The 19,608-nt window shown below is 45.3% G+C and carries 22 protein-coding genes; 1 reads left to right on the forward strand and 21 read right to left on the reverse strand.

The genetic code is table 11. The features are described 5' to 3' along the window. The 19 genes from QVP35_RS10140 to QVP35_RS10230 form a co-directional block, all read right to left on the reverse strand. Window positions 1-973 (reverse strand): MATE family efflux transporter (locus QVP35_RS10140; RefSeq protein ID WP_330361324.1); only part of this gene is annotated, 973 nt, incomplete at its 3' end. A 97-nt stretch (window positions 974-1,070) separates the two neighbouring features. Then, on the reverse strand, window positions 1,071-1,763 hold the full coding sequence (gene rplA, locus QVP35_RS10145) for a 50S ribosomal protein L1 (protein ID WP_009290185.1): 693 nt from the start codon (window positions 1,761-1,763) through the stop codon (window positions 1,071-1,073). 265 nt (window positions 1,764-2,028) lie between these two features. After that, the gene (gene rplK / locus QVP35_RS10150; protein WP_006568184.1) at window positions 2,029-2,454 is read right to left on the reverse strand and encodes a 50S ribosomal protein L11; all 426 of its coding nucleotides are present in this window, start codon (window positions 2,452-2,454) and stop codon (window positions 2,029-2,031) included. A gap of 77 nt (window positions 2,455-2,531) precedes the next feature. After that, the gene (nusG, locus tag QVP35_RS10155) at window positions 2,532-3,080 is read right to left on the reverse strand and encodes a transcription termination/antitermination protein NusG (protein WP_006568183.1); all 549 of its coding nucleotides are present in this window, start codon (window positions 3,078-3,080) and stop codon (window positions 2,532-2,534) included. Between the two features lie 15 nt (window positions 3,081-3,095). Next, window positions 3,096-3,293 (reverse strand): preprotein translocase subunit SecE, encoded by a 198-nt coding sequence (gene secE, locus QVP35_RS10160; protein WP_006568182.1) that lies wholly within the window; start codon window positions 3,291-3,293, stop codon window positions 3,096-3,098. Window positions 3,294-3,320: 27 nt separating this feature from the next. Continuing rightward, the gene (gene rpmG / locus QVP35_RS10165) at window positions 3,321-3,485 is read right to left on the reverse strand and encodes a 50S ribosomal protein L33 (protein ID WP_207727542.1); all 165 of its coding nucleotides are present in this window, start codon (window positions 3,483-3,485) and stop codon (window positions 3,321-3,323) included. Between the two features lie 96 nt (window positions 3,486-3,581). Next, window positions 3,582-4,073 (reverse strand): anaerobic ribonucleoside-triphosphate reductase activating protein, encoded by a 492-nt coding sequence (nrdG, locus tag QVP35_RS10170; RefSeq protein ID WP_006568180.1) that lies wholly within the window; start codon window positions 4,071-4,073, stop codon window positions 3,582-3,584. A gap of 11 nt (window positions 4,074-4,084) precedes the next feature. After that, complete coding sequence (locus QVP35_RS10175; RefSeq protein WP_009290186.1) at window positions 4,085-4,477, reverse strand: hypothetical protein; 393 nt, start codon at window positions 4,475-4,477, stop codon at window positions 4,085-4,087. 14 nt (window positions 4,478-4,491) lie between these two features. Next, window positions 4,492-6,612 (reverse strand): anaerobic ribonucleoside-triphosphate reductase, encoded by a 2,121-nt coding sequence (gene nrdD / locus QVP35_RS10180; protein WP_009290187.1) that lies wholly within the window; start codon window positions 6,610-6,612, stop codon window positions 4,492-4,494. A gap of 207 nt (window positions 6,613-6,819) precedes the next feature. Continuing rightward, window positions 6,820-7,353, reverse strand: a complete 534-nt coding sequence (locus tag QVP35_RS10185) for a Ger(x)C family spore germination protein (RefSeq protein WP_009290188.1) — start codon at window positions 7,351-7,353, stop codon at window positions 6,820-6,822. Further along, window positions 7,334-8,392: a GerAB/ArcD/ProY family transporter gene (locus QVP35_RS10190; RefSeq protein ID WP_009290189.1), complete on the reverse strand. Its 1,059-nt coding sequence runs from the start codon at window positions 8,390-8,392 to the stop codon at window positions 7,334-7,336. Before QVP35_RS10190 ends, QVP35_RS10185 begins: the two co-directional genes overlap by 20 nt. After that, entirely contained in the window at window positions 8,373-9,896 is a 1,524-nt protein-coding gene (locus tag QVP35_RS10195) for a spore germination protein (protein WP_022261119.1), read from the reverse strand. Before QVP35_RS10195 ends, QVP35_RS10190 begins: the two co-directional genes overlap by 20 nt. Window positions 9,897-9,981: 85 nt before the next feature. Further along, complete coding sequence (locus QVP35_RS10200; protein WP_006568174.1) at window positions 9,982-10,662, reverse strand: GntR family transcriptional regulator; 681 nt, start codon at window positions 10,660-10,662, stop codon at window positions 9,982-9,984. 16 nt (window positions 10,663-10,678) lie between these two features. Then, complete coding sequence (gene ispE / locus QVP35_RS10205; protein WP_009290191.1) at window positions 10,679-11,551, reverse strand: 4-(cytidine 5'-diphospho)-2-C-methyl-D-erythritol kinase; 873 nt, start codon at window positions 11,549-11,551, stop codon at window positions 10,679-10,681. An 89-nt stretch (window positions 11,552-11,640) separates the two neighbouring features. After that, window positions 11,641-13,200 carry a DUF3794 and LysM peptidoglycan-binding domain-containing protein gene (locus QVP35_RS10210; RefSeq protein ID WP_009290192.1) on the reverse strand — a complete coding sequence of 520 codons (1,560 nt, stop codon included), beginning with the start codon at window positions 13,198-13,200 and terminating at the stop codon, window positions 11,641-11,643. A gap of 89 nt (window positions 13,201-13,289) precedes the next feature. Further along, window positions 13,290-13,535, reverse strand: a complete 246-nt coding sequence (locus QVP35_RS10215) for a Veg family protein (RefSeq protein ID WP_006568171.1) — start codon at window positions 13,533-13,535, stop codon at window positions 13,290-13,292. 113 nt (window positions 13,536-13,648) lie between these two features. Then, a complete protein-coding gene (gene ftsH / locus QVP35_RS10220; RefSeq protein ID WP_009290193.1) occupies window positions 13,649-15,640 on the reverse strand; it encodes an ATP-dependent zinc metalloprotease FtsH in 1,992 nt (663 codons plus the stop codon). Between the two features lie 69 nt (window positions 15,641-15,709). Then, complete coding sequence (locus QVP35_RS10225; RefSeq protein ID WP_009290194.1) at window positions 15,710-16,114, reverse strand: protease complex subunit PrcB family protein; 405 nt, start codon at window positions 16,112-16,114, stop codon at window positions 15,710-15,712. Between the two features lie 56 nt (window positions 16,115-16,170). Further along, window positions 16,171-17,475, reverse strand: coding sequence for a pyrimidine-nucleoside phosphorylase (locus QVP35_RS10230; RefSeq protein WP_009290195.1), 1,305 nt, complete (start codon window positions 17,473-17,475; stop codon window positions 16,171-16,173). A 156-nt stretch (window positions 17,476-17,631) separates the two neighbouring features. On the opposite strand from QVP35_RS10230, the gene rbr reads away from it, so the two are divergent. Continuing rightward, window positions 17,632-18,171, forward strand: a complete 540-nt coding sequence (gene rbr / locus QVP35_RS10235; protein WP_006568167.1) for a rubrerythrin — start codon at window positions 17,632-17,634, stop codon at window positions 18,169-18,171. 58 nt (window positions 18,172-18,229) lie between these two features. Here the strand turns inward: rbr and QVP35_RS10240 are convergent, their stop codons facing one another. Together QVP35_RS10240 and QVP35_RS10245 are read right to left on the reverse strand one after the other, a co-directional pair. Next, the gene (locus QVP35_RS10240) at window positions 18,230-19,042 is read right to left on the reverse strand and encodes a hypothetical protein (protein ID WP_009290196.1); all 813 of its coding nucleotides are present in this window, start codon (window positions 19,040-19,042) and stop codon (window positions 18,230-18,232) included. A gap of 69 nt (window positions 19,043-19,111) precedes the next feature. Next, a complete protein-coding gene (locus QVP35_RS10245; RefSeq protein WP_022261120.1) occupies window positions 19,112-19,567 on the reverse strand; it encodes a hypothetical protein in 456 nt (151 codons plus the stop codon). Window positions 19,568-19,608 lie beyond the last annotated feature (41 nt).

The following is a 19,608-nucleotide window of genomic DNA, read 5'->3' on the forward strand; positions in this document are numbered from 1 at the left end:
AGCCGGCGGCCATAGCCACAATCATTTTAATCCCGGCATTGGTGCCTTCCTTTGTTCTCTCCCATTTTCCCGCGCCCGCATTCTGGGCCGTAAAGCTTGAAACTGCATTGCCGACAGTTCCAAGCACCGAAAGGATAAAAATCTGTATTTTAAATCCTCCCGAATATCCTGCCACGACCACAGACCCAAAGCTGTTGATGCGTCCCTGTACAAAGAGCTGTCCCACCGATACAAAAGACTGCTGCATAATACTCGGAACCGCGATCCATGTCATTTTTTTCAGAAGAAGAGGACTGAATCTCCGATAATTTCCGGCCTGTATTTTGGAATTCTTTTTAAATACCGTGACCACCGCCAGAACAGAGGCAATGCCCTGGGCTATAAAGGTAGCCCAGGCAACCCCTGCGACACCCATGGAAAAGGCAGTGACAAACAGTACATCCAGAATGATGTTCAGGACCGATGAAAAGATCAAAAATATCAGCGGAGTTATAGAATCTCCCAGCGCTGTGAAAATAGCGTTCGCACCGTTATAAAGCATCAGGAAAATAATTCCCATAATATAAATCCTGAGATACAGCGCAGAATCCTCAAATATATCCCCCGGAGTGGACATGGCTCCCATCATCCACCGGCAGCCCAGCAGCCCTAAGAAAGTCAGGACAGCACTCATAATTACGATCGTGATCACCGCCGTGGAAATACAGCTTTTTACTCTCTTATATTTTTTTGCTCCGAAAAAGCCCGATATCACAACATTAATTCCCATGCCGGTCCCAACGGCTATGGCAATAAAAATAACTGTAATAGGCTGGGACGCACCTACTGCTCCCAGTGCACTGACTCCAATGAACCGGCCGGCCACAATGCTGTCCACAACACTGTACACCTGCTGAAATATCATACTGAGAATCATAGGGAGCGCAAATTTTCCGATGACTTCAAATGGTTTCCCTACCGTTAAATCCTTCATATTTTCCTCTCTTTTTGCACGCATGGCACACAATTTACTGCATTCAAAAACCCCTCTAAAAAGATAGAGGGGTTTGTCATAACTTTAACTATTTTATTTAAGCAAACTTGCCTGTGTCAATTTTAACTCCAGGTCCCATTGTAGAAGTGATTGTCACATTCTTAAAGTACTGACCTTTTGCTGCTGACGGTTTTGCTTTGATAATAGCATCTATTAACGTCTGGAAGTTGTCCGCTAACTGTTCTTCTGTAAAAGAAGCTTTTCCGACTGGCACGTGGATGATGTTGTTCTTGTCCAGTCTGTATTCGATCTTACCTGCTTTGATGTCTTCGATCGCTTTTGTAACGTCCATTGTCACAGTACCGGCTTTCGGGTTCGGCATTAAGCCTTTTGGTCCTAAGTCACGTCCTAAACGTCCCACGATACCCATCATGTCCGGTGTTGCAACTACTACGTCAAAGTCAAACCAGTTTTCTTTCTGAATCTTAGGGATCAGTTCTTCTGCTCCGACATACTCTGCTCCTGCTGCCTTTGCTTCTTCTGCTTTTGCATCTTTCGCAAATACAAGAACACGAACTTTTTTACCGGTTCCATGAGGCAGTACAACTGCTCCACGGATCTGCTGATCTGCCTGACGGCCGTCTACTCCGAGACGGAGATGTGCTTCGATCGTCTCATCAAATTTAGCATTCGCTGCTTTTTTTACTACAGATACTGCTTCCTGTACATCGTACAGTTTCGTTCTGTCAACTAATTTGGCAGCCTCTGCATATCTTTTACCTTTTTTCATTCTAAAAATACCTCCTGTGGTCATATCGGGAGCAACCCTCCCACTTTCTAAATTTAAGGAAGTTACACTCGACTAAGCGTTCAGGCTTCGTCTTCGACTCGCCTTCACTGAGTCTCGGTAACGGCTTTCACACTAAATTCAAATCGAGCTAAGGAAGTTCGATTCACTAAATTCGCAGTTCGCCTGTCGGCTCCCGCTCATTAAGTTCCTTCGAACGGAATTCGCACTAACCTCGTGCTCGTTCCACTCCCACTCGCTAAGTGCTCTATTCCTCCACTTCGATTCCCATGCTTCTTGCTGTTCCTGCAATCATGCTCATTGCAGCTTCGATTGATGCAGCGTTTAAGTCTTTCATCTTTGTCTCAGCAATCTGCTGTAAATCTGCTTTGGATACTGTTGCGACTTTCTTTCTGTTCGGCTCTCCGGATCCTGACTGGATCTTGCAGGCTTTCTTTAATAAAACTGCTGCCGGAGGAGTCTTTGTCACAAAGCTGAAACTTCTGTCCTGGTATACTGTGATTACAACAGGAATGAGCAGGTCTCCCTGATCTGCAGTCTTTGCATTAAATTCCTTTGTAAACTGTACGATATTTACACCGTGCTGACCAAGTGCAGGTCCTACCGGCGGTGCTGGTGTTGCCTTTCCTGCCGGAATCTGAAGTTTAATATATCCTTCTACTTTCTTTGCCATAATCGTTAACCTCCTGATGATTGTGGTAATTACGGGAGATATCCCTCCCACCTTGTTACGTGCAGAGGTTTTGTCATTTACTCTGCTTTTTTGATATCTAAGAAATCAATTTCTACTGATGTGGCACGTCCAAACATCTCCACCTCGATGGTCACTGTCTGTTTGTGCTCATTTACTACGGTAACTGCACTTGTCGTACCTTCCCAAGCACCGGAAGTAACAACAATGATATCACCTACTTCAACATCAATATCAATTTTTTCCTTCTTAGGCGTTTCTTCATTTGTACCGCCCACGCTGATTCCCAATGGCTTCATCTCAGCCGGTGTCAATGGGACCGGTTTGGAACCAGGGCCTACGAATCCTGTCACACCTCTGGTGTTTCTGACAACATACCATGTGTCGTCGTTCATCACCATGTGGATCAGCACGTATCCTGGGAACATCTTCTTGGAAACCTGTTTTTTTACACCATTCTTCAGTTCCGTTACATCCTGAAGCGGTACCCGGACTTCTAAAATCTGATCTTGAAGCTTGCGGTTCTCGATCGTCTTTTCGATATTTGCTTTTACTTTATTCTCATATCCGGAATAGGTATGAACTACATACCAATTTGTTTCTGTCATATGCTCTCCTTACCTTTACCCTACTAACATCTTGATTCCATATTGAAGTCCCAAATCCAGAACAGCAATAATAATACCAATGATAATAGCACACACGACCACAACGCCCGTTTCTTTGGCAATGCGTTCTTTAGAAGGCCAGATGATTCTTCCGAATTCTGATTTCAATTCTTTGAACCAGCTGGTTTTGCTTGATTTGCTGGTATTCTTCATGTTCTCACTTCCTTAAATAAACGTGCATTACTTAGTTTCTTTGTGTAATGTGTGTCTTTTACAGAACTTGCAGTATTTTTTTGTTTCCATACGTTCCGGATGTGTTTTCTTATCCTTCATCATATCGTAATTACGCTGCTTACATTCTGTACATTCTAATGTGATTTTTGTGCGCACAACTTCCACCTCCATTGTTTTTAAAATAAGGCATAAAAAAAAGACCTCTTCCAACGCTAAAGTCTAGCTTACACATTGTATCACGGAAGAGGCAGGCCGTCAAGCCTTGTTTTATCTTATGTACAGTACTTTTTTCATCTGATCCAGCGACCTTTTCACATCGATCACCTGCTGGTTGGAACTGCCTCTCCATTTGAGAGCGGTGTCCTTTAAATCCTCCTCAAAACGACCGTCTACCAGAACATCGGTATTTTTTACGGCATCCAGAGTACAGACTTCATCCCACAGAAAACCGGTATACATCCATATGGTCTTTTCCGGAAACTTTTCTCTGACCTCTTTTACCAGCTGTCCCACCGGCTCCCGGTTCTCAGGGTGCAGAGGGTCTCCTCCGCTTAACGTCAGACCACTGATATAATTTTTGCCGAGCTCCTTAAACAGTTCTTCTTTTGCTTCCCTGTCAAACTCCAGTCCGCCATGGATATCCCAGGTAACCGGATTGTGGCAGTTTCTGCACTGATGGGTACATCCTGACAGCCATAAGACAACTCTTAATCCGTCCCCATTCAGCATATCGTCCTTTGTAATGTTGTGATACCTCATACTTCCCACCTCTACGCTAATATCATCCACAGTCCCGCCGCTGCAAAGACAAGAAACGGCAGAAGACGCTCTGTCCCAAGTAAAGACACAAATGGCTGCGGTATAAAAATCTCCTTTGGATCTGAAGGGTCCAGGAGTACTTCGGTCTCCCGGCCTTCTGCATATTCTTCTTTTTCCCTGTATTTATACAGCCTGAGAACCGAACTGTACTCAACGCCTTTATATGTATAAGTAAAAACAGGATTTTTCATTTTTAAGTTCAGATAATTGATATATGGTTTCTGTCCGGTGCAAACTGCATGCACTTTCGCAGAATACCGGCGTATCTTCAAAAATTGTTTTACTACAGGCTGAATTAAAATTCCCAAACCAACAATACAAAGTACTGCACCAATATAAACCATAATATCAATCCTTTCTACATCGACTTGCGGTCGGCAATCTCCGCCATCTTTGCGTCATTGAGTCTCGTGTCTCCCTTGACTCTGGAATAAGACAGATAGCCGTTCATTCGGTCGATCTTCGTCAGATTGCTGCTTCCGCAGACCGGACACACGTCCATCTCCAGCTCCTCATGCCCGCAGTCGTCACAGTATGACAGGGATAAATTCACCCCTTCATAGTAGCCAAGGTCCATGGCACGCCTTACCAGTGTCCGTATAGCGTCTTTATTGTAGCTGATCGGATACTTCACATACTGGATCTTTCCGCCGTTGCATTTTTCCCAGAAACGTCCTTCTAAGTTCTGTTTCTCGATCGGTGTCAGGTCTTCAGAAACATGGCAGTGGAAAGAATTGCTCACATATTCCCGGTCAGAGACATTCTCGATCACACCGTACTTCTTTCTGAACTGTTTCACCTGAAGTCCGCAGAGGTTTTCTGCCGGTGTTCCATAAATCGCATACAAATGTCCGTCTTCTTTCTTAAACTTCGTTACCTGGCTGTTAATATATTCAAGGACCTCCAATGCAAATGCGCCGTCCTGGGCAATGGACTTTTTGTTGTGCAGCTGCTGAAGTTCATTGAGCGCCGTGATGCCGAAAGAAGCTGTGGCAGACGCAAGCAAAGGCTTGATCTTGTCGTGAAGGCCCAAATGCCCTCCCAGAAAACCTCCCTCACAGTATGCCAAAGGATTTGTGGATGCTTTCATCTCACCCAAATAATCGTAGGTCCTTCTGTGAAGCTCTCTGATCAGATTCAGGTAATAGTCCAGCACTTCATAGAAGTCACGGCTTTCCTGTTTTGCCTTTGCATAGATCATCGGCAGATGCAGACTTACCGCCCCGATGTTAAAGCGGCCCACAAAGACCGGCTCGTCCTGCTCGTCCAGAGGCTCTGCCCCTCCCTTTTCATACCAGGGGGATAAAAAGGCACGGCAGCCCATCGGGCTTACGATCTTTCCATATCTTTTATACATGTCAGGGACATATCCATCCCCTGTGAGGCTCAGCCAGTCAGGATACATCGTCTTGCTGGAACAGCGGATTCCAGCTTCAAACACATCCTCCAGTTCTCCGCCCGGTCCATGAAGATTTTCATCATAAAGAAATACGATCTTTGGAAACAGCACCGGTTTCTTATGTCCTTCTTTTCCCTGTCCTCTCCTCCTGACATCCAGCATCGTGATCGCTGCCATCTTTGCAAACCGGCCTGTGCCGGTTCCCGCGGTCACTGTGATAAAAGGATAGTCTCCGCGGCTGGAAGAAACACTGTTAAACTTATATTCAAGCCCCTGGAATCCCTGACAGAACTCTTTCTGGACATCTTTCAATGACTCAGCTTCCGCCCGCTCTCTGGAAAGGCCGAGGGCTTCATACTTTTCAATGCCTTTTTCATAAGACTTCTCCGCATAAGGTTCCAGAATCAGTTCAATATTTGGCACCGTAAACCCGCCGTACTGCTGGCTCGCAGCGCTCAGTACGATATCTCCTATGACGTCAAAGGCTACATCCAGCGTCTTTGGTTCATTGTACCAGAGATTCCCCATCTCAAATCCGCCTTTTAACACGGCCTCCACATCGAACAGACAGCAGTTCATCGTATCTCTTCTGGCCGACATATCATGGATATAAATATAACCGTCCCGGCAGGCCTGGATCTCTTCGGTCGTTAAAAAGAACTTCTGATACAGAGACTTGTTCAGCTCATTAAAGATCAGGCTCCGCTTTGTAGACACAAGGGCACTGTCTGTATTGCTGTTCTCTTTGTCTCCTATGTACATGATGGACTGGCTTTTCTTATACACATCATCCAGCATTTCCACAAAATCCTGTTTATAGTTCCGGTAGTCCCGGTAGCTTTTGGCCACGCCGGGATTTACCCTCTCCAGAGCCCCTTCCACTACATTGTGCATCTCCGTAATATGTACTTCTGACTTATTAAGCTCGTCCACTCTCCCATTGACAAACCGGCAGATCTCATCAAGCTCATCTTCCGTAAATTTCACAAGGGCACGGTAGGCGGATTTATTTACTGCCGTCACCACCTTCTGAATATTAAAATCTTCTTTTGTTCCATCTTTCTTTACTACCCGTATCATACTCTCTCCTCCCTGACTGTTCCCAGAGCATCGTCCTGCCTGCGGCATATCCCGCTGAAAGCAGGAGACACCGCAGGCAGGGGACTCTTCGCTATTTTCTTAATCAAATTACTATATATTGTTTAATATGATCTATTATTCTACTATATCTTGTGTGAATGTATCCATCTTACCATCTCATCCGATCCAAGTCAAGACTGATTTCTGTCACTTTCTGCCGTAAATCCTGCCAAGGCTCAGATCCTTGGGCTTTTTCACTTTTGGGGAACTTTCAATGCCTTTGACCATGTATTCACCAAATGAGACAGGCAGATCTTTCTCGATCGAAAAAAGCTCTTTTAACTGTTTTTTACTTTTAAGAATCAGCACGGATTTTGCGATTTCTGAATGATCTAAAAGCTCCTCTATCATAGTATCATCAATCTGTCCGTTGGTAAATACGATCACCTTTAAATGCCCGAAGTTTAATTTTTTCGGCTGAGTTTGCTCAAAACTTTGATTTGTCTCATTAAAAGACCTGCCTGAGTAAACCACAGACTTGGACGGCACTTTCGTTCCCTGATTGTCCTGAGCCTTGGAAAAATCTGCACAGGAATAATCGATCAGATACCCGTTCTCTGTCTTTTCAATGCCCATTGCCAAAACATAACTGCTGTCCTCGATGTCCCCGGCTTCTTTGCAGCCCGTAAGTGCCGCTGCAGTGACTGCGGCCATCAAAAGGCTAATGATGATCTTTTTCATGAGTGCCTCCTCTCCGTTCCAGCCAAAACAAAACTGCCGGAATTAAAATTCCCAGCAATAGATTAGCAAAAAGGAACACAGAAATATAATTTTCCCAAAGACGGACCATGGGGATCAGAAATCCGGTGATTAAAAACAGTCCGCCGTAGGAAATCCATCTGCCCCATTTCTTTTTTCCCGCAAATGTGTTTTCAAAACTCCAGTTTCCATAGAACAGGTATCCGCTCAGCACACAAAAAACTCCAACAATCCAGAATGCGATCAGAAAAATGTCCAGCCTTGCCATGATCCCCCCTGGCATTGCTACATTCTGTGCCATGGAGATCACCGGAAACGGGTCCCTCCTGATCATCTGAAGCCCCAGGCTTCCCGCCGTGGCGGCAAACACTCCCGCCGATAAAATTATGATTCCGAGCAGTGTCTTTTTATTCATTCCCTTTTCCTTCATATGCCCCTGATAAAACCACACCAGTTCCATAGGATGAAACAGTGCGAGCACATACAATCCGCCCACCGCCAGGTTCTTCGGTTCAAACTGCCGGATCAGAAAGGGTTTCACAGAAAACTCCGTCATGCTGAGAAGAAGGATAAAAATAAATGGGATCAGAATAAACCAGAACAGCCCTTCCATGACTCTTGCCCTGTCGTCCAGCCCCTCTCCGTTCATCCGGAAAGCCAGAAAAATAACCGGCAGCCCGATCCAGTAAATATTCATATACGGAAGCAGGAACACTCTGGCCAAGAGCAGCATGTATGCATAAAAAAATGCAGCGTTTATAAAAAATCTCACATAATAGAGAAAGGAAATCACCCGGTGTTTTTTTAATACTTCTTCCATAGTCAGACTGCCTTCTGCTTTTTGTACAAGCCATGGATAGCAGACTGCGGCAATGGCTCCAAGGAGTACCGTATAAAGCCCTGTTTCACCAGATTTCAGGGCAGCTGCCTGGGGAAGGAACATGCCCACTCCGCAGAAGGTTTCCAGAAGAAAGATCCTGCTTCCCTGCTTTTTAGAAATTTCAAGATTCGCCGTCCACATGATGTTTCCTCCTTCCCTGACGTTTTTTCGCCCCGTCCTTCGTAAACCATGGCCTGAAGATCATACGCCTGATAGGCATCCGCACCATATAGTCCTCCCAGGGGTCCGTCTCTTCCACCGTGGCTGATACGGTCGGAAACAGATACGGGATCCCATAGCTCTGAAGCTTCATTAAATGGATCGCAATCGCAAGGAATCCGAGAAAGAATCCATAAAGCCCCCATATCGCACAGACAAGCATAATAGAAAATCTCAATAGCCGGAACACCCCTGAAAAGCTCTCATTTGGTATAGAAAACGACGCGATGGCTGTAAAGGCTACAACAATTACCACGATTGTGCTGACAATATTAGCGTCAACCGCCGCCTGTCCTACGATCAGACCTCCTACAATTCCTATGGTGCCGCCCAGCTGTCCAGGCAGGCGGATACCCGCTTCCCTTAAAAGTTCAAACGCAAGTTCCAAAAGCAGTACTTCCACAACCACAGGGAAAGGCACTCCCTCCCTGGCTGACACAATGGACAGCATAAATGGTGTGGGAAGAATCTCGGGATGATAATTTGCAATGGCAATATAAAATCCCGGCAGCCCAATGGCAATAAAAGAAGAAATGTATCGAAGGATTCTGGCAAATGTGGCAACTTCCCACCGGTTATAGTAATCATCACTGGCCTGAAAGAAAATGTTCAGTGTCACCGGCAGCACAATGACCTCCGGAGAATTATCCACCACGAGCACAATTCTTCCCTCCATGAGTCCGCTTGCCGCTTTGTCCGGTCTCTGAGTCAGCTGATACTGGGGAAACGGAGATTTGCTGTCCTGCTCCATGAGCTGTTCCAGCATTCCGCTGTCAAAAATTCCGTCAATATTCAGTTCATCCAACTGTTTTTTTATTTCTTTTACTACCTCATCTTTGGCCAGATCTTCAATATACATAAGCGCTACATCTGTTTTGCTCCTTGTTCCGATCCTGAGCTGGACAACCTTCATTCTCGTATCCCTGACCCGCCTTCGGATCAGAGCCGTGTTGGTCCTGAGGCTTTCATTAAAACTGTCCTTCGGACCGATCATGGCTACTTCCCTGTCAGCTTCCTGCACTCCTCTGGTAGGGAAAAACTTGCTGGATATAAAAATTCCCTGATCAAGCCCGTCAAAAAACAGTACCGTATCTCCTGATAAAACGGCCGTGACAACTTCATCCATGGTCGTGACCATCTTCCGGTCTGCACTCTCAATGACCCAGGAGGTCACAGACTCTTTCAGAGGGTGAAGAGGGTCTGTGAGGAGAGGTTCCAATACATTTTCCTGGATCATGTCAGCTTTGGCAAGACCGTCCGTGTAGATCACATACATTCCTGTGTTTTTTTTCTTCCCAACGTAAAACTTCTTTTTTACAATATCATTGCAGTCTGAAAATACCGCTTCGAGATATGCAATATTCTGCTCCAGATCCTTTGATATTTTACCTTTCATTTTGTGATTTTTATCATGAAATCGATCCATTTTTTCACACCACCTTTGAAAGTAGTATGAGCAAAAAAAAGAACTCTATGCGCACGCACAGAGTTCTGTCTGAAAGTCCACGGACCTATTTTTCTTCTTCCTGGATCTTTTTGATTACCGTCTCTTCCTGATTGTCGATATGACGTTTCATGATCTCTTTCGCTCTCTCTTTGTTGCCTGCGAACATGGCTTCCACCAGTTCCTCGTGTTCTTTGAGAAGAACCGCATGATATGCCGTATCCTTGACATATTCCAGACGGTAGCGGTAAATCTGTTCTCTCAGATTATTGATGATCTGGATCAGCCGCTTATTTTGAGTCGCCTCAAAGACGGCATCATGAAATTCCACATCACAGTCTGCGATCTTAGGATTATCATCCGTCTGGATCGCCTCACGGAAATTGTCCAGGGCTTCCTGAATCTTCTCTCTGGAACCATCATCCAGGCGCTCCGTGGCAAGTCCTGCCGCCAGTTCTTCGAGAGAGCTTCTCACTTCCAGGACATCTCTTAAATCTTTTTCCGTGATGCGGGCTACTTCCGCGCCCTTTCTCGGAATCATGACGACCAGACCCTCAAGCTCCAGCTTCCTTATGGCTTCCCTGACCGGGGTACGGCTGACTCCGAGACGGTTTGCCAGGGCAATCTCCATCAAACGCTCTCCGGGTACAAACTCTCCGGTAATGATTGCCTGTCTGAGTGTATTAAACACCACATCCCTCAGCGGCAGATATTCATTGACGTTCACTTTTAATTTATCACTGCTCATCTTTCGTTCCCTCCAATTATGATTCTCTATTGACCGGCGCTACCACATAGGCCTGCTTCACATCTTCAAAAGATCTTAGATTGGAAAGGGCTCTCTGCGCCTTTTCCTCTGAAGCAAATATTCCAAATACCGTCGGTCCGCTCCCGCTCATGAGTGCACTCTCGGCGCCCTGTTTCAGCAGGAACTCTTTGATCTCATGGATCACAGGGTATCTTGGTATGGTGACTGTCTCCAGAACATTTTCCATCCTCCCCGTGATCCCCTTCAAATCCTGATTTTCAATGGCAGATATCATTCCTGTAATATCCGGGTGTGATAAAAGGCCCGGCACGTCCAGATTCTCATACACAGTTTTCGTGGACACACTGACCCCAGGCTTGGCGATCAGTATATGGCAGTCCGGCACAGGAGGCAGCTTTGTAAGCTTTTCTCCAATCCCTTCTGCCAGTGCGGTTCCTCCTATGACACAATAAGGCACATCCGCTCCCAGCCCGGCTCCGATCTCACACAGTTCCTCTTTCTTAAGTCCAAGTTCAAACAGCCGGTTCATTCCTCTCAGTGCTGCGGCACAGTCAGAGCTTCCGCCCGCCATGCCTGCGGCGATAGGGATACGCTTTTCCAGATACGCTTCCACGCCGCTTTTGATTGAATACTTTTTCTTTACGGCTGCAATGGCCTGACAGACAAGATTCTGTTCATTGACCGGAAGAAATCTAAGATTGGCGGAAAGTGTAACGGAATCACCGGAAGTCTTTTTAAGCTCCAGCCGGTCAAAAAGACCCACCGTCTGCATGATCATCCTTACTTCATGATACCCGTCATCTCTCCGCCTTACTACATCCAGCCCTAAATTTACTTTTCCATAAGCTTTCAGAACTACCTTTTTCATCTGTACTCCTCACTGTCTCCTACCGCTGAAACTTAGTATTGTATACAGAACATTATAGTATTGTTCCTATAAAAATGCAATCCTATTTATCAATTCCATCCAATTTCTTTGACAATTAACAGTTTATCACCCGGCTTTACTTCCTCAATACCCTCATTTTGATCGCGGATATCGTCAACGGTAGTAAAATAACGTTTTGCTATGGACCACAGAGTATCTCCGTCCTTCACGATATATCCGACGATTCCCGGGATCTTCTGCAGTTCTTCATAATCCAAAGGCTGCTCAGCAACATTTGTCATGATCTTTTCTGCTTTTTTGTGGAAAGAGATGAAGTCAAATATCACATTTGCTTTAATCTCGATCTCATCCCCTTCCGTCGGTGTGGCGCTGATATGATCCAGCATAACATCCAGCTGATAATCGTCCTCTTTCATCAGACCCTTAGCCTCAATAAAGTAAGAGAACGGTTCCATGTAGGAACTGCTCATCACCGGGTTCTGGTCCTCACTGGACAAAAACAGAACATCTGCCATCAGGACACCCTCCACCTGGAGCCCCTGCTCTTTGACTTCCACATCGTCTATATTGCAGCTTCCTTTCACAGAAAGCACCTGCAAAAGTTTTCCCGGCTCCTGCTCGATGGAAAAACGCTTCGCCATCTTCATCGTAGCCTGATTTTTTCCAATCAGAGATTCAAATGCAAAGTCTTTGTATTCCGGCACCAGTGTTTTTTTCATTGTATAGCAGTCTCCCACATAAGACAGCACCTGATCTTCGTAGACTTTAATATCACACTCTAGAGTTGCGTCAACCGATACCACTCTCTCTTCTCCGTCCACGTCCGGACGAATCTCCAGCTGATGGTTTCCAAGGGAAATGTGGATCTTGCCGATCATTCCCGGTGCACATTCATAACACTCCAGCTCTGTATGCAGCGGGATCTCCCATCTTGCATACTGGACCGGAAGCTGTTCATCCTCTCCGAGATATAAGATAAACACATGCATATCACCCTGTATGTCGATGCTGTGGTCTTTTAATTTTCCCTGTACATTCTCAAGCTCCACCTGGCTCCAGAGTATCTCATAGATGTTGGATTTATTGGCCGGCAGCACCAGTTCCTCTTTCATTCTGGCAATATCCTTTTTATTGACGATCAGGTCTGTCACCTGGACTTCCTTTTTCAGGGAAGATATTCCGTCGCCCAGAACATCGATAATGCCTTCCTCTTTAATCTCCTCGTTGACATGGAGGGTCAGAGTCAGAAGAATCCTTATACTCAGTTTCCTGGAATTGATCAGCACTGTGTTGATGTCATCAATGACATAAGAAACTTTCACATAATCTGTCGGCACAGCGCCGTCCATATGTATATACTCCTCAAAAGGGAGAACAAAATCCAGAGACTCTAAATAGGTCCTGGCATCAATTGTCCCGTACAGACCTGAAAAATGGAATTCTCCTTTGATCCGGATACGGTCCACCATCATCTCTGTCTCCTGCATGATCACCAGCCCTTTAGTCTGAATCATCTTCTCCACATCCGGCTTCGTATCAGGCACATTACAGTCCTGGTCGATTGTTATTTGTACCTGCTTTCGTTCTTTTGCGACGATTCCATAAAAATTCTTTTTGTTAAAATCCATAAAAAATTCCTCCCTGTCTTGTATATACAAATATATTCAGACAGGAAGGAATCTATTCCTTCAAGATTAAAATTGTATCCGGTACAGTGTCAGCCTTCCAGCAGCATCATCCTGACATCTTTCGTGATCACATCCTGATAACTGAAACTGACCGTTTTACTTTTGGTACTGCTGTCGTCTTCAATCTCTACCAGAAAAATGTTCGGATATGTCTCCGTAATGACTCCCTGTGAAGTTACAAACTTGTGTCTACCTTTATTTGAGCTGATCTTGATTTTGCTGCCAATGCGCTCCTGAATTGACTTACGAATGCATTGAATATCCATCTGTGTCATTCTTTCACCCCATTCTATCTATACAGAACTCGTGACACCTTCTGTATACTGTAAACTTTATTGTATCATTATAACCGAATCCTGTCAAATCTATACATGGGATAACCAGAATGTTACATATCCTGTGGATTATTTTCCATATCTTCTGACGGCTGTTCCTGTACCATCTCATCATCTGCCGCTGAGCTTTTAGCATCTTCGCTGAAATCTTCCTCTTCCTGTTCAGAAGATTCTTTCTTGGCATTAAAAATTTCCATAAACTCTTTTCCCGTGATCGTCTCTTTCTCGATCAGGAACTGTGCCGCCTCATCCAGGATGTCCATATTGGCCCTGATCAGGTCAAGTGCCTTTTTATATGCATCTTTTAAGATTTCCATAACCACCTGGTCTACCTTTGCGGCGGTGGATTCCGCACAGTTCATAACAGGACGTCCGTCCAGGTAACGGTTGGTAATGGATTCCAGACCGATCAGGCCGAACTCTTCTGACATACCGTACTGTGTCACCATGGCTCTTGCGATGGCCGTGGCCCGTTCAATATCGTTGGACGCGCCGGTTGTCACCGTATGGAACTTGATCTCTTCGGCCGCACGGCCTCCAAAGAAAGATACCAGGTCTGCCAGCATCTCGTCTTTTTTATTCAGGTACTTCTCTTCCTCCGGTCTCTGCATCGTATATCCGAGCGCTCCCATGGTCCTTGGAACGATGGTAATCTTCTGCACCGGCTCAGACTCCTTCTGAAGCGCCATGACAAGCGCATGTCCCACCTCGTGGTATGCAACAATCTGTTTTTCTTCTTTGCCGAGGATACGGTCTTTCTTTTCCTTTCCGGCGATGACTACTTCTACAGCCTCAAAGAGGTCTGACTGAGACACATACTCCCTTCCTGCCTTGACGGCGGCCAGCGCCGCTTCGTTGATCATATTGGCCAGATCCGACCCCACTGCCCCTGATGTAGCCAGGGCGATCTCTTCAAAGTCTACGCTCTCATCCATCTTGACATCTTTGGAATGGACTTTTAATGTCTCGATTCTTCCTTTCAGATCCGGACGCTCTACGATGACGCGCCGGTCAAAGCGTCCCGGGCGCAGAAGCGCTTTATCCAGCACTTCCGGGCGGTTGGTAGCAGCCAGAATGACAAGTCCTTTGGAAGTATCAAATCCGTCCATCTCTGATAAAAGCTGGTTTAATGTCTGTTCCCGCTCATCGTTTCCTCCGCCCTGGATGCCGGTGTCACGACTTTTTCCGATGGCATCGATCTCGTCTATAAATATAATACACGGAGCCATAGACTGTGCCTGCTTGAACAGGTCACGGACTCTGGACGCACCGACACCGACGAACATCTCTACGAAATCAGAACCGGACAGGGAGAAAAACGGAACATTTGCTTCTCCCGCCACTGCTTTGGCAAGCAGGGTTTTACCGGTACCCGGAGGCCCCACAAGCAGTGCTCCCTTGGGCAGTTTCGCACCGATTTTTAAATACTTGTCAGGGTGATGCAGGAAATCCACCATCTCGGTCAGCGACTCCTTGGCCTCCTGCTGTCCCGCAACGTCGGCAAAAGTGACACCTGTCTTTTTCTCCACATAGACCTTGGCGTTAGATTTTCCTACGCCCATCATGCCGCTCTTTCCGCGCATCATAAACATCAGCAGTCCAAAGATAATGATGGCAGGCAGAATGCTCACAAGAACACTCATCAGGACCTCAGATCCGTCCTTTGCCTTTGCCTGGTAATTTTCGATCCCTGCCTTCTCCAGCCGGTTGACCAGCTGATAATCAGGTACGGGAAGCTGGACTACTTTGTATGTAGTCTTATACAGCGGGTTCTCTGATTCTTTCGGGATGACCGTGATCACATCACTTTCAAACACAACCTTTTTAATTTCTTTTTTCTCGATCATCTTGACAAACTTGCCGTAGGAAATCTCGGTCTCTGTACCGTTTTTCCATTTGCCTACTACAAAGTTAAACAAGACAGCCACTAAAATGGATGTAATCAAAATCGATATAATCATCTGAATCGAATTCTTGTTATTTTTATCCGGTTTCTTCTGTCTATTATCCACGAACGCTTTTCCTCCTTCGATCTTCTCAAGCATTTATAGACTCCATTATATGGTTTCACTGCTTGAAAATCAATAAAACAATTCTAAAGTTTTTGTGACATATCACAAAAATACTACGTCTTTTTCATAATTCTGGCTCTTGATCACGATATATGGATACGAATATCCTTTTTCCTGCTGCCGCTTCGGAACTCCGATCAGATTCGTGTCAATATAGACATGGCCTTCATCCATAGTCATTTTTTTCACCCGGATCTTATATCCGCTTCCGGTCTGTTTCCCATATCCGATCACATAGTACATTGTCTCTTTCATAGAATACGTAAAATGAAAAACTTTATCCTTCTGTTCATTAATTCTTGCCGCTAATTCTTTCGGCAGATTTTCTTTTTTGCAGACTGCATAGTCTACATTCTCTTTTGCGCCATGCTTCTCCTGTCTTAAACATCCGGCACAAAAGCAGCCTAAAGTCATCATGAATAACATGATATAGATATATCTTTTCATAGAGCGCTCCGTTTTTTTATTAACATATGAAAAAAGAAAGCTTCTCATGAATTCTTTTAAGAAAGTATCTCTTTGATCAGCGGCTCCGGCATCTTCCTCTCAGACTCAATTGTTACGTTTTTCAAAAAATGCTCTTTTGCTTTTGCCAGCTTTTCTTTATCATTGGCGTATATGACTGCCAGCCCTTCTCCTTTTCTTACTGACTCTCCTTTTTTCTTCCGGAGTACCAGTCCCACAAACGGGTCGACCGCGCTTTCTTTCGTCTCTCTTCCTCCGCCCAGCAGGAGAGAACAGACCCCGATCTCCTGGGTATTAAAGGCAGTGACAAATCCAGTTTTTACAGAAGGGATTTCTTCTATATAATCTGCCCTGCAGAAATTTTCCGGATGTTCGATCCAGGACGGATCTCCACCCTGTGCCATGACAAATTCTGTGAATTTATGCAGCGCGCTCCCGTCCGTGATCTTCTGTTTTAATATTTTTTGTGCCTCCTGCGGCGTTTCTGCTCTCTCTGCCATACAGAGCATCCGGGAGCCAAGTGTCAGCACAAGCTCCGTAAAATCTTCGGGGCCTTCTCCCTTGAGTGTATCAATGGCCTCTTTTACTTCCAGCGCGTTGCCGACTGCTCTCCCCAGAGGCTGATCCATATCCGATATGACCGCTGCCATATTTTTTCCGGCAGTTTTCCCGATCCGGATCATAGCCTCCGAAAGCTTCCTTGCATCCTCAAAGTTTTTCATAAAAGCACCGCTGCCGCACTTCACATCCAGAAGTATAGCATCTGCTCCGGCTGCAAGCTTTTTGCTCATAATGCTGCTGGCGATCAGCGAGATCTGATCTACGGTAGCCGTCACGTCACGAAGTGCATATAAAAGCTTATCTGCCGGTGCCAGGTCTTTTGTCTGTCCCATGATCGCTATGCCCACGGATGCTACCTGTTCCATAAACCTCTCTTCTGTAAGCGCAGTCTGAAATCCCGGAATGCTTTCCAGTTTATCAATGGTGCCTCCTGTATGCCCCAGTCCTCTTCCCGACATTTTTGCCACAGGAACACCACAGGATGCCGCCAGCGGTCCCAGCGCAAGAGAGGTCTTATCCCCCACTCCTCCGGTGCTGTGCTTATCTGCTTTTATACCCGGAACTCCGGACAGATCCAGCCGGTCGCCGCTCTCTGCCATGGCCATCGTGAGTTCAAAGGTTTCCTGTGTGTCCATTCCCCTGAAATACACTGCCATCATCATTGCCGACATCTGATAATCCGGAATATTTCCATGTAAATAGTGGTCTATCATCCACCTGATTTCTTCTTTTGAAAGGGAATACCCATCTCTCTTCTTCAAGATCAGATCATACATTCTCATAGGGCCGCCTCCTTTAAGCATACAATGCGTCCATTAATTGAATATTTTATCCTTATTGTACCATAATAATAACAGAGTATGTATTGACTTATGTACTTATATCTGAGATAATAAAACAATAATAATTACTATTATAGAATCAGGAGGTTATGTGGAATGCCAAATTTAAAAGGAACGAAGACAGAACAGAACTTGATGGCTGCATATGCAGGGGAGTCACAGGCACGTACAAAATACGATTTTTATGCAAGCCAGGCAAAAAAAGACGGCTATGTGCAGTTCGGCAACATCTTTGCTGAAACCGCATTAAATGAAAAAGAACATGCAAAAATCTGGTTTAAACTATTACATGACGGAATGCCTTCAACAGAAGTGAACTTAAAAGATGCTGCTGCGGGAGAAAATTTTGAATGGACAGATATGTATCCAACGTTTGCCAAAGAAGCAAAAGAGGAAGGTTTCGATGAAATCGCAGCACTGTTTGAGATGGTTGCAGACATCGAAAAACGCCATGACGAACGCTATCAGCAGCTGACAGAAAATATCGACAAAGGGATTGTTTACAAGAGAGATACTGAACAGGCATGGATCTGTACAAACTGCGGACATGTACATTACGGAACCGAGGCGCCTGAAGTATGTCCGGTCTGTGCACATCCGAAAAAATTCTTCCAGATTCATTCAGAAGACTATTAAGAAAACAGAGACGGCAGCAAAAAGCCGCGGCAGACTTTAAAGTCCTGCCGCGGTTTTTTTAATAAAAGTTCCGTATCCACTGATCTACCCTGCGTGCTGAGGGATAGATTCTTTTTTGCTTCTTTGTTTTAAGATTGATTCTGTAATATCTCATTGTCCCGGAGACCGGTTTTGCATAGACAAGTGACCGGCTGCTGAAAGACAGCACCGAAGACGGGCTTTTGATCTTTTTTGAATGAACCTTTCTGCCTTTTCCGTTAAGCTTCCTGCTCACAAGGCGGTCCGTACTCTTTGTGTACTGCCGGTTGTAAGTACATTCCAGATAATAAAGCCGTTTTCCATAGATTTTCATCCTCGCCTGGTTGGCTTTTTTCGTGATGCACTTTGCCTTTTTGCCGTTTGTCCTGCTCACATAGATCGGAACACTTCTCGCATCGGTGGCAAATCCATTTGTATAAAGCCTGTTTCCTGAAATCAGCATGTGACGCACGTTCCGTCGCACAAGATACTTTTTCTTCGTCTTCAGATTAAAACGATACAGATGCTGATCGGAATCATAGGGGTAAACAGAATAATACAGCCATTTTCCATATTCGGCCTTTACCGTTATGCCATAAGTATTCTGATGCGTCAGCAGTTTCTTCCATTTTCCTTTTTTCTTCCGATACAGCATGGCTTTCGGACGGCTTCCCTGATTTTTGACTGATGCCTTATAGCGGTGTTTTCCCACTTTATAAATATTGTTTTCTGAATAAGCTGCATACTTTGCAGATGCTGCCGAAGCCTCCCTCGGAGCTGAAAATGTAATACTGAGCAATCCTGTAAATAAAAGAACGGTCAGTCTCCGAAATATTTTTCCTGATTTTTTCATACCTATGCCCTTCCCCTCATTGTAAGAAAAAGCACACAGGAACCATAAATTCCTATGTGCTTTTTACGCTTATTTTTTCTTCACGGATAAAATCTGCATGTTTGCCTGGCCTTCCAATGCTCCGTAAGTAAAGGAGATCTTTGTGCCCGGTTCCATGTCATTTAAGGCATCCATAACCTTTTCATCCTCAATGATGAACGTCTTGTATTCCCCGTTGGACATCTTTACTTCCACTGAATTACTGTCGCCGAAACCATTGTACACTCCAGTTGCACTTACCGGTTTCTTCTTCTCATCCTTTTTGTCTGCGATCGTCGCTTCTGTGGTAGTTTTGCCCGCTTCCGTTGTCGCTTCCGTCTCCTCGGTAGCCACCGTAGAAACTTCCTCGCTGGCCGTCGTCTCCTCTGATTCAGCCGTTGTGGCTTCTGTGGAAACCTCGGAACTCGGACTCTTCTTTCCGCATGCCATCAGGCCGACAGCCCCGATCATCAGCATACATGTTATAAGTAAATATTTCTTTCTCATGATTTCGTTCCTCCAATTGTACTTCTGTAACATTTGTAACA

The organism is Anaerostipes sp. CAG:276, assembly GCF_000432215.1.
GTDB classification, from domain to species: Bacteria; Bacillota; Clostridia; order Lachnospirales; family Lachnospiraceae; genus Anaerostipes; species Anaerostipes caccae.

Coding starts and splice junctions, on each gene's coding strand:
- rplA (WP_009290185.1), bottom strand. CDS start 1,763: ATGAAAAAAGGTAAAAGATATGCAGAGGCTGCCAAATTAGTTGACAGA.
- QVP35_RS10210 (WP_009290192.1), bottom strand. CDS start 13,200: ATGGATTTTAACAAAAAGAATTTTTATGGAATCGTCGCAAAAGAACGA.
- nrdG (WP_006568180.1), bottom strand. CDS start 4,073: ATGAGGTATCACAACATTACAAAGGACGATATGCTGAATGGGGACGGA.
- rbr (WP_006568167.1), top strand. CDS start 17,632: ATGCCAAATTTAAAAGGAACGAAGACAGAACAGAACTTGATGGCTGCA.
- QVP35_RS10175 (WP_009290186.1), bottom strand. CDS start 4,477: ATGGTTTATATTGGTGCAGTACTTTGTATTGTTGGTTTGGGAATTTTA.
- QVP35_RS10240 (WP_009290196.1), bottom strand. CDS start 19,042: ATGAAAAAATCAGGAAAAATATTTCGGAGACTGACCGTTCTTTTATTT.
- QVP35_RS10195 (WP_022261119.1), bottom strand. CDS start 9,896: ATGGATCGATTTCATGATAAAAATCACAAAATGAAAGGTAAAATATCA.
- QVP35_RS10185 (WP_009290188.1), bottom strand. CDS start 7,353: ATGAAAAAGATCATCATTAGCCTTTTGATGGCCGCAGTCACTGCAGCG.
- QVP35_RS10190 (WP_009290189.1), bottom strand. CDS start 8,392: ATGTGGACGGCGAATCTTGAAATTTCTAAAAAGCAGGGAAGCAGGATC.
- QVP35_RS10230 (WP_009290195.1), bottom strand. CDS start 17,475: ATGAGAATGTATGATCTGATCTTGAAGAAGAGAGATGGGTATTCCCTT.
- rpmG (WP_207727542.1), bottom strand. CDS start 3,485: ATGGAGGTGGAAGTTGTGCGCACAAAAATCACATTAGAATGTACAGAA.
- QVP35_RS10215 (WP_006568171.1), bottom strand. CDS start 13,535: ATGACACAGATGGATATTCAATGCATTCGTAAGTCAATTCAGGAGCGC.
- secE (WP_006568182.1), bottom strand. CDS start 3,293: ATGAAGAATACCAGCAAATCAAGCAAAACCAGCTGGTTCAAAGAATTG.
- nusG (WP_006568183.1), bottom strand. CDS start 3,080: ATGACAGAAACAAATTGGTATGTAGTTCATACCTATTCCGGATATGAG.
- QVP35_RS10200 (WP_006568174.1), bottom strand. CDS start 10,662: ATGAGCAGTGATAAATTAAAAGTGAACGTCAATGAATATCTGCCGCTG.
- QVP35_RS10245 (WP_022261120.1), bottom strand. CDS start 19,567: ATGAGAAAGAAATATTTACTTATAACATGTATGCTGATGATCGGGGCT.
- QVP35_RS10225 (WP_009290194.1), bottom strand. CDS start 16,114: ATGAAAAGATATATCTATATCATGTTATTCATGATGACTTTAGGCTGC.
- rplK (WP_006568184.1), bottom strand. CDS start 2,454: ATGGCAAAGAAAGTAGAAGGATATATTAAACTTCAGATTCCGGCAGGA.
- ispE (WP_009290191.1), bottom strand. CDS start 11,551: ATGAAAAAGGTAGTTCTGAAAGCTTATGGAAAAGTAAATTTAGGGCTG.
- nrdD (WP_009290187.1), bottom strand. CDS start 6,612: ATGATACGGGTAGTAAAGAAAGATGGAACAAAAGAAGATTTTAATATT.
- ftsH (WP_009290193.1), bottom strand. CDS start 15,640: ATGCTTGAGAAGATCGAAGGAGGAAAAGCGTTCGTGGATAATAGACAG.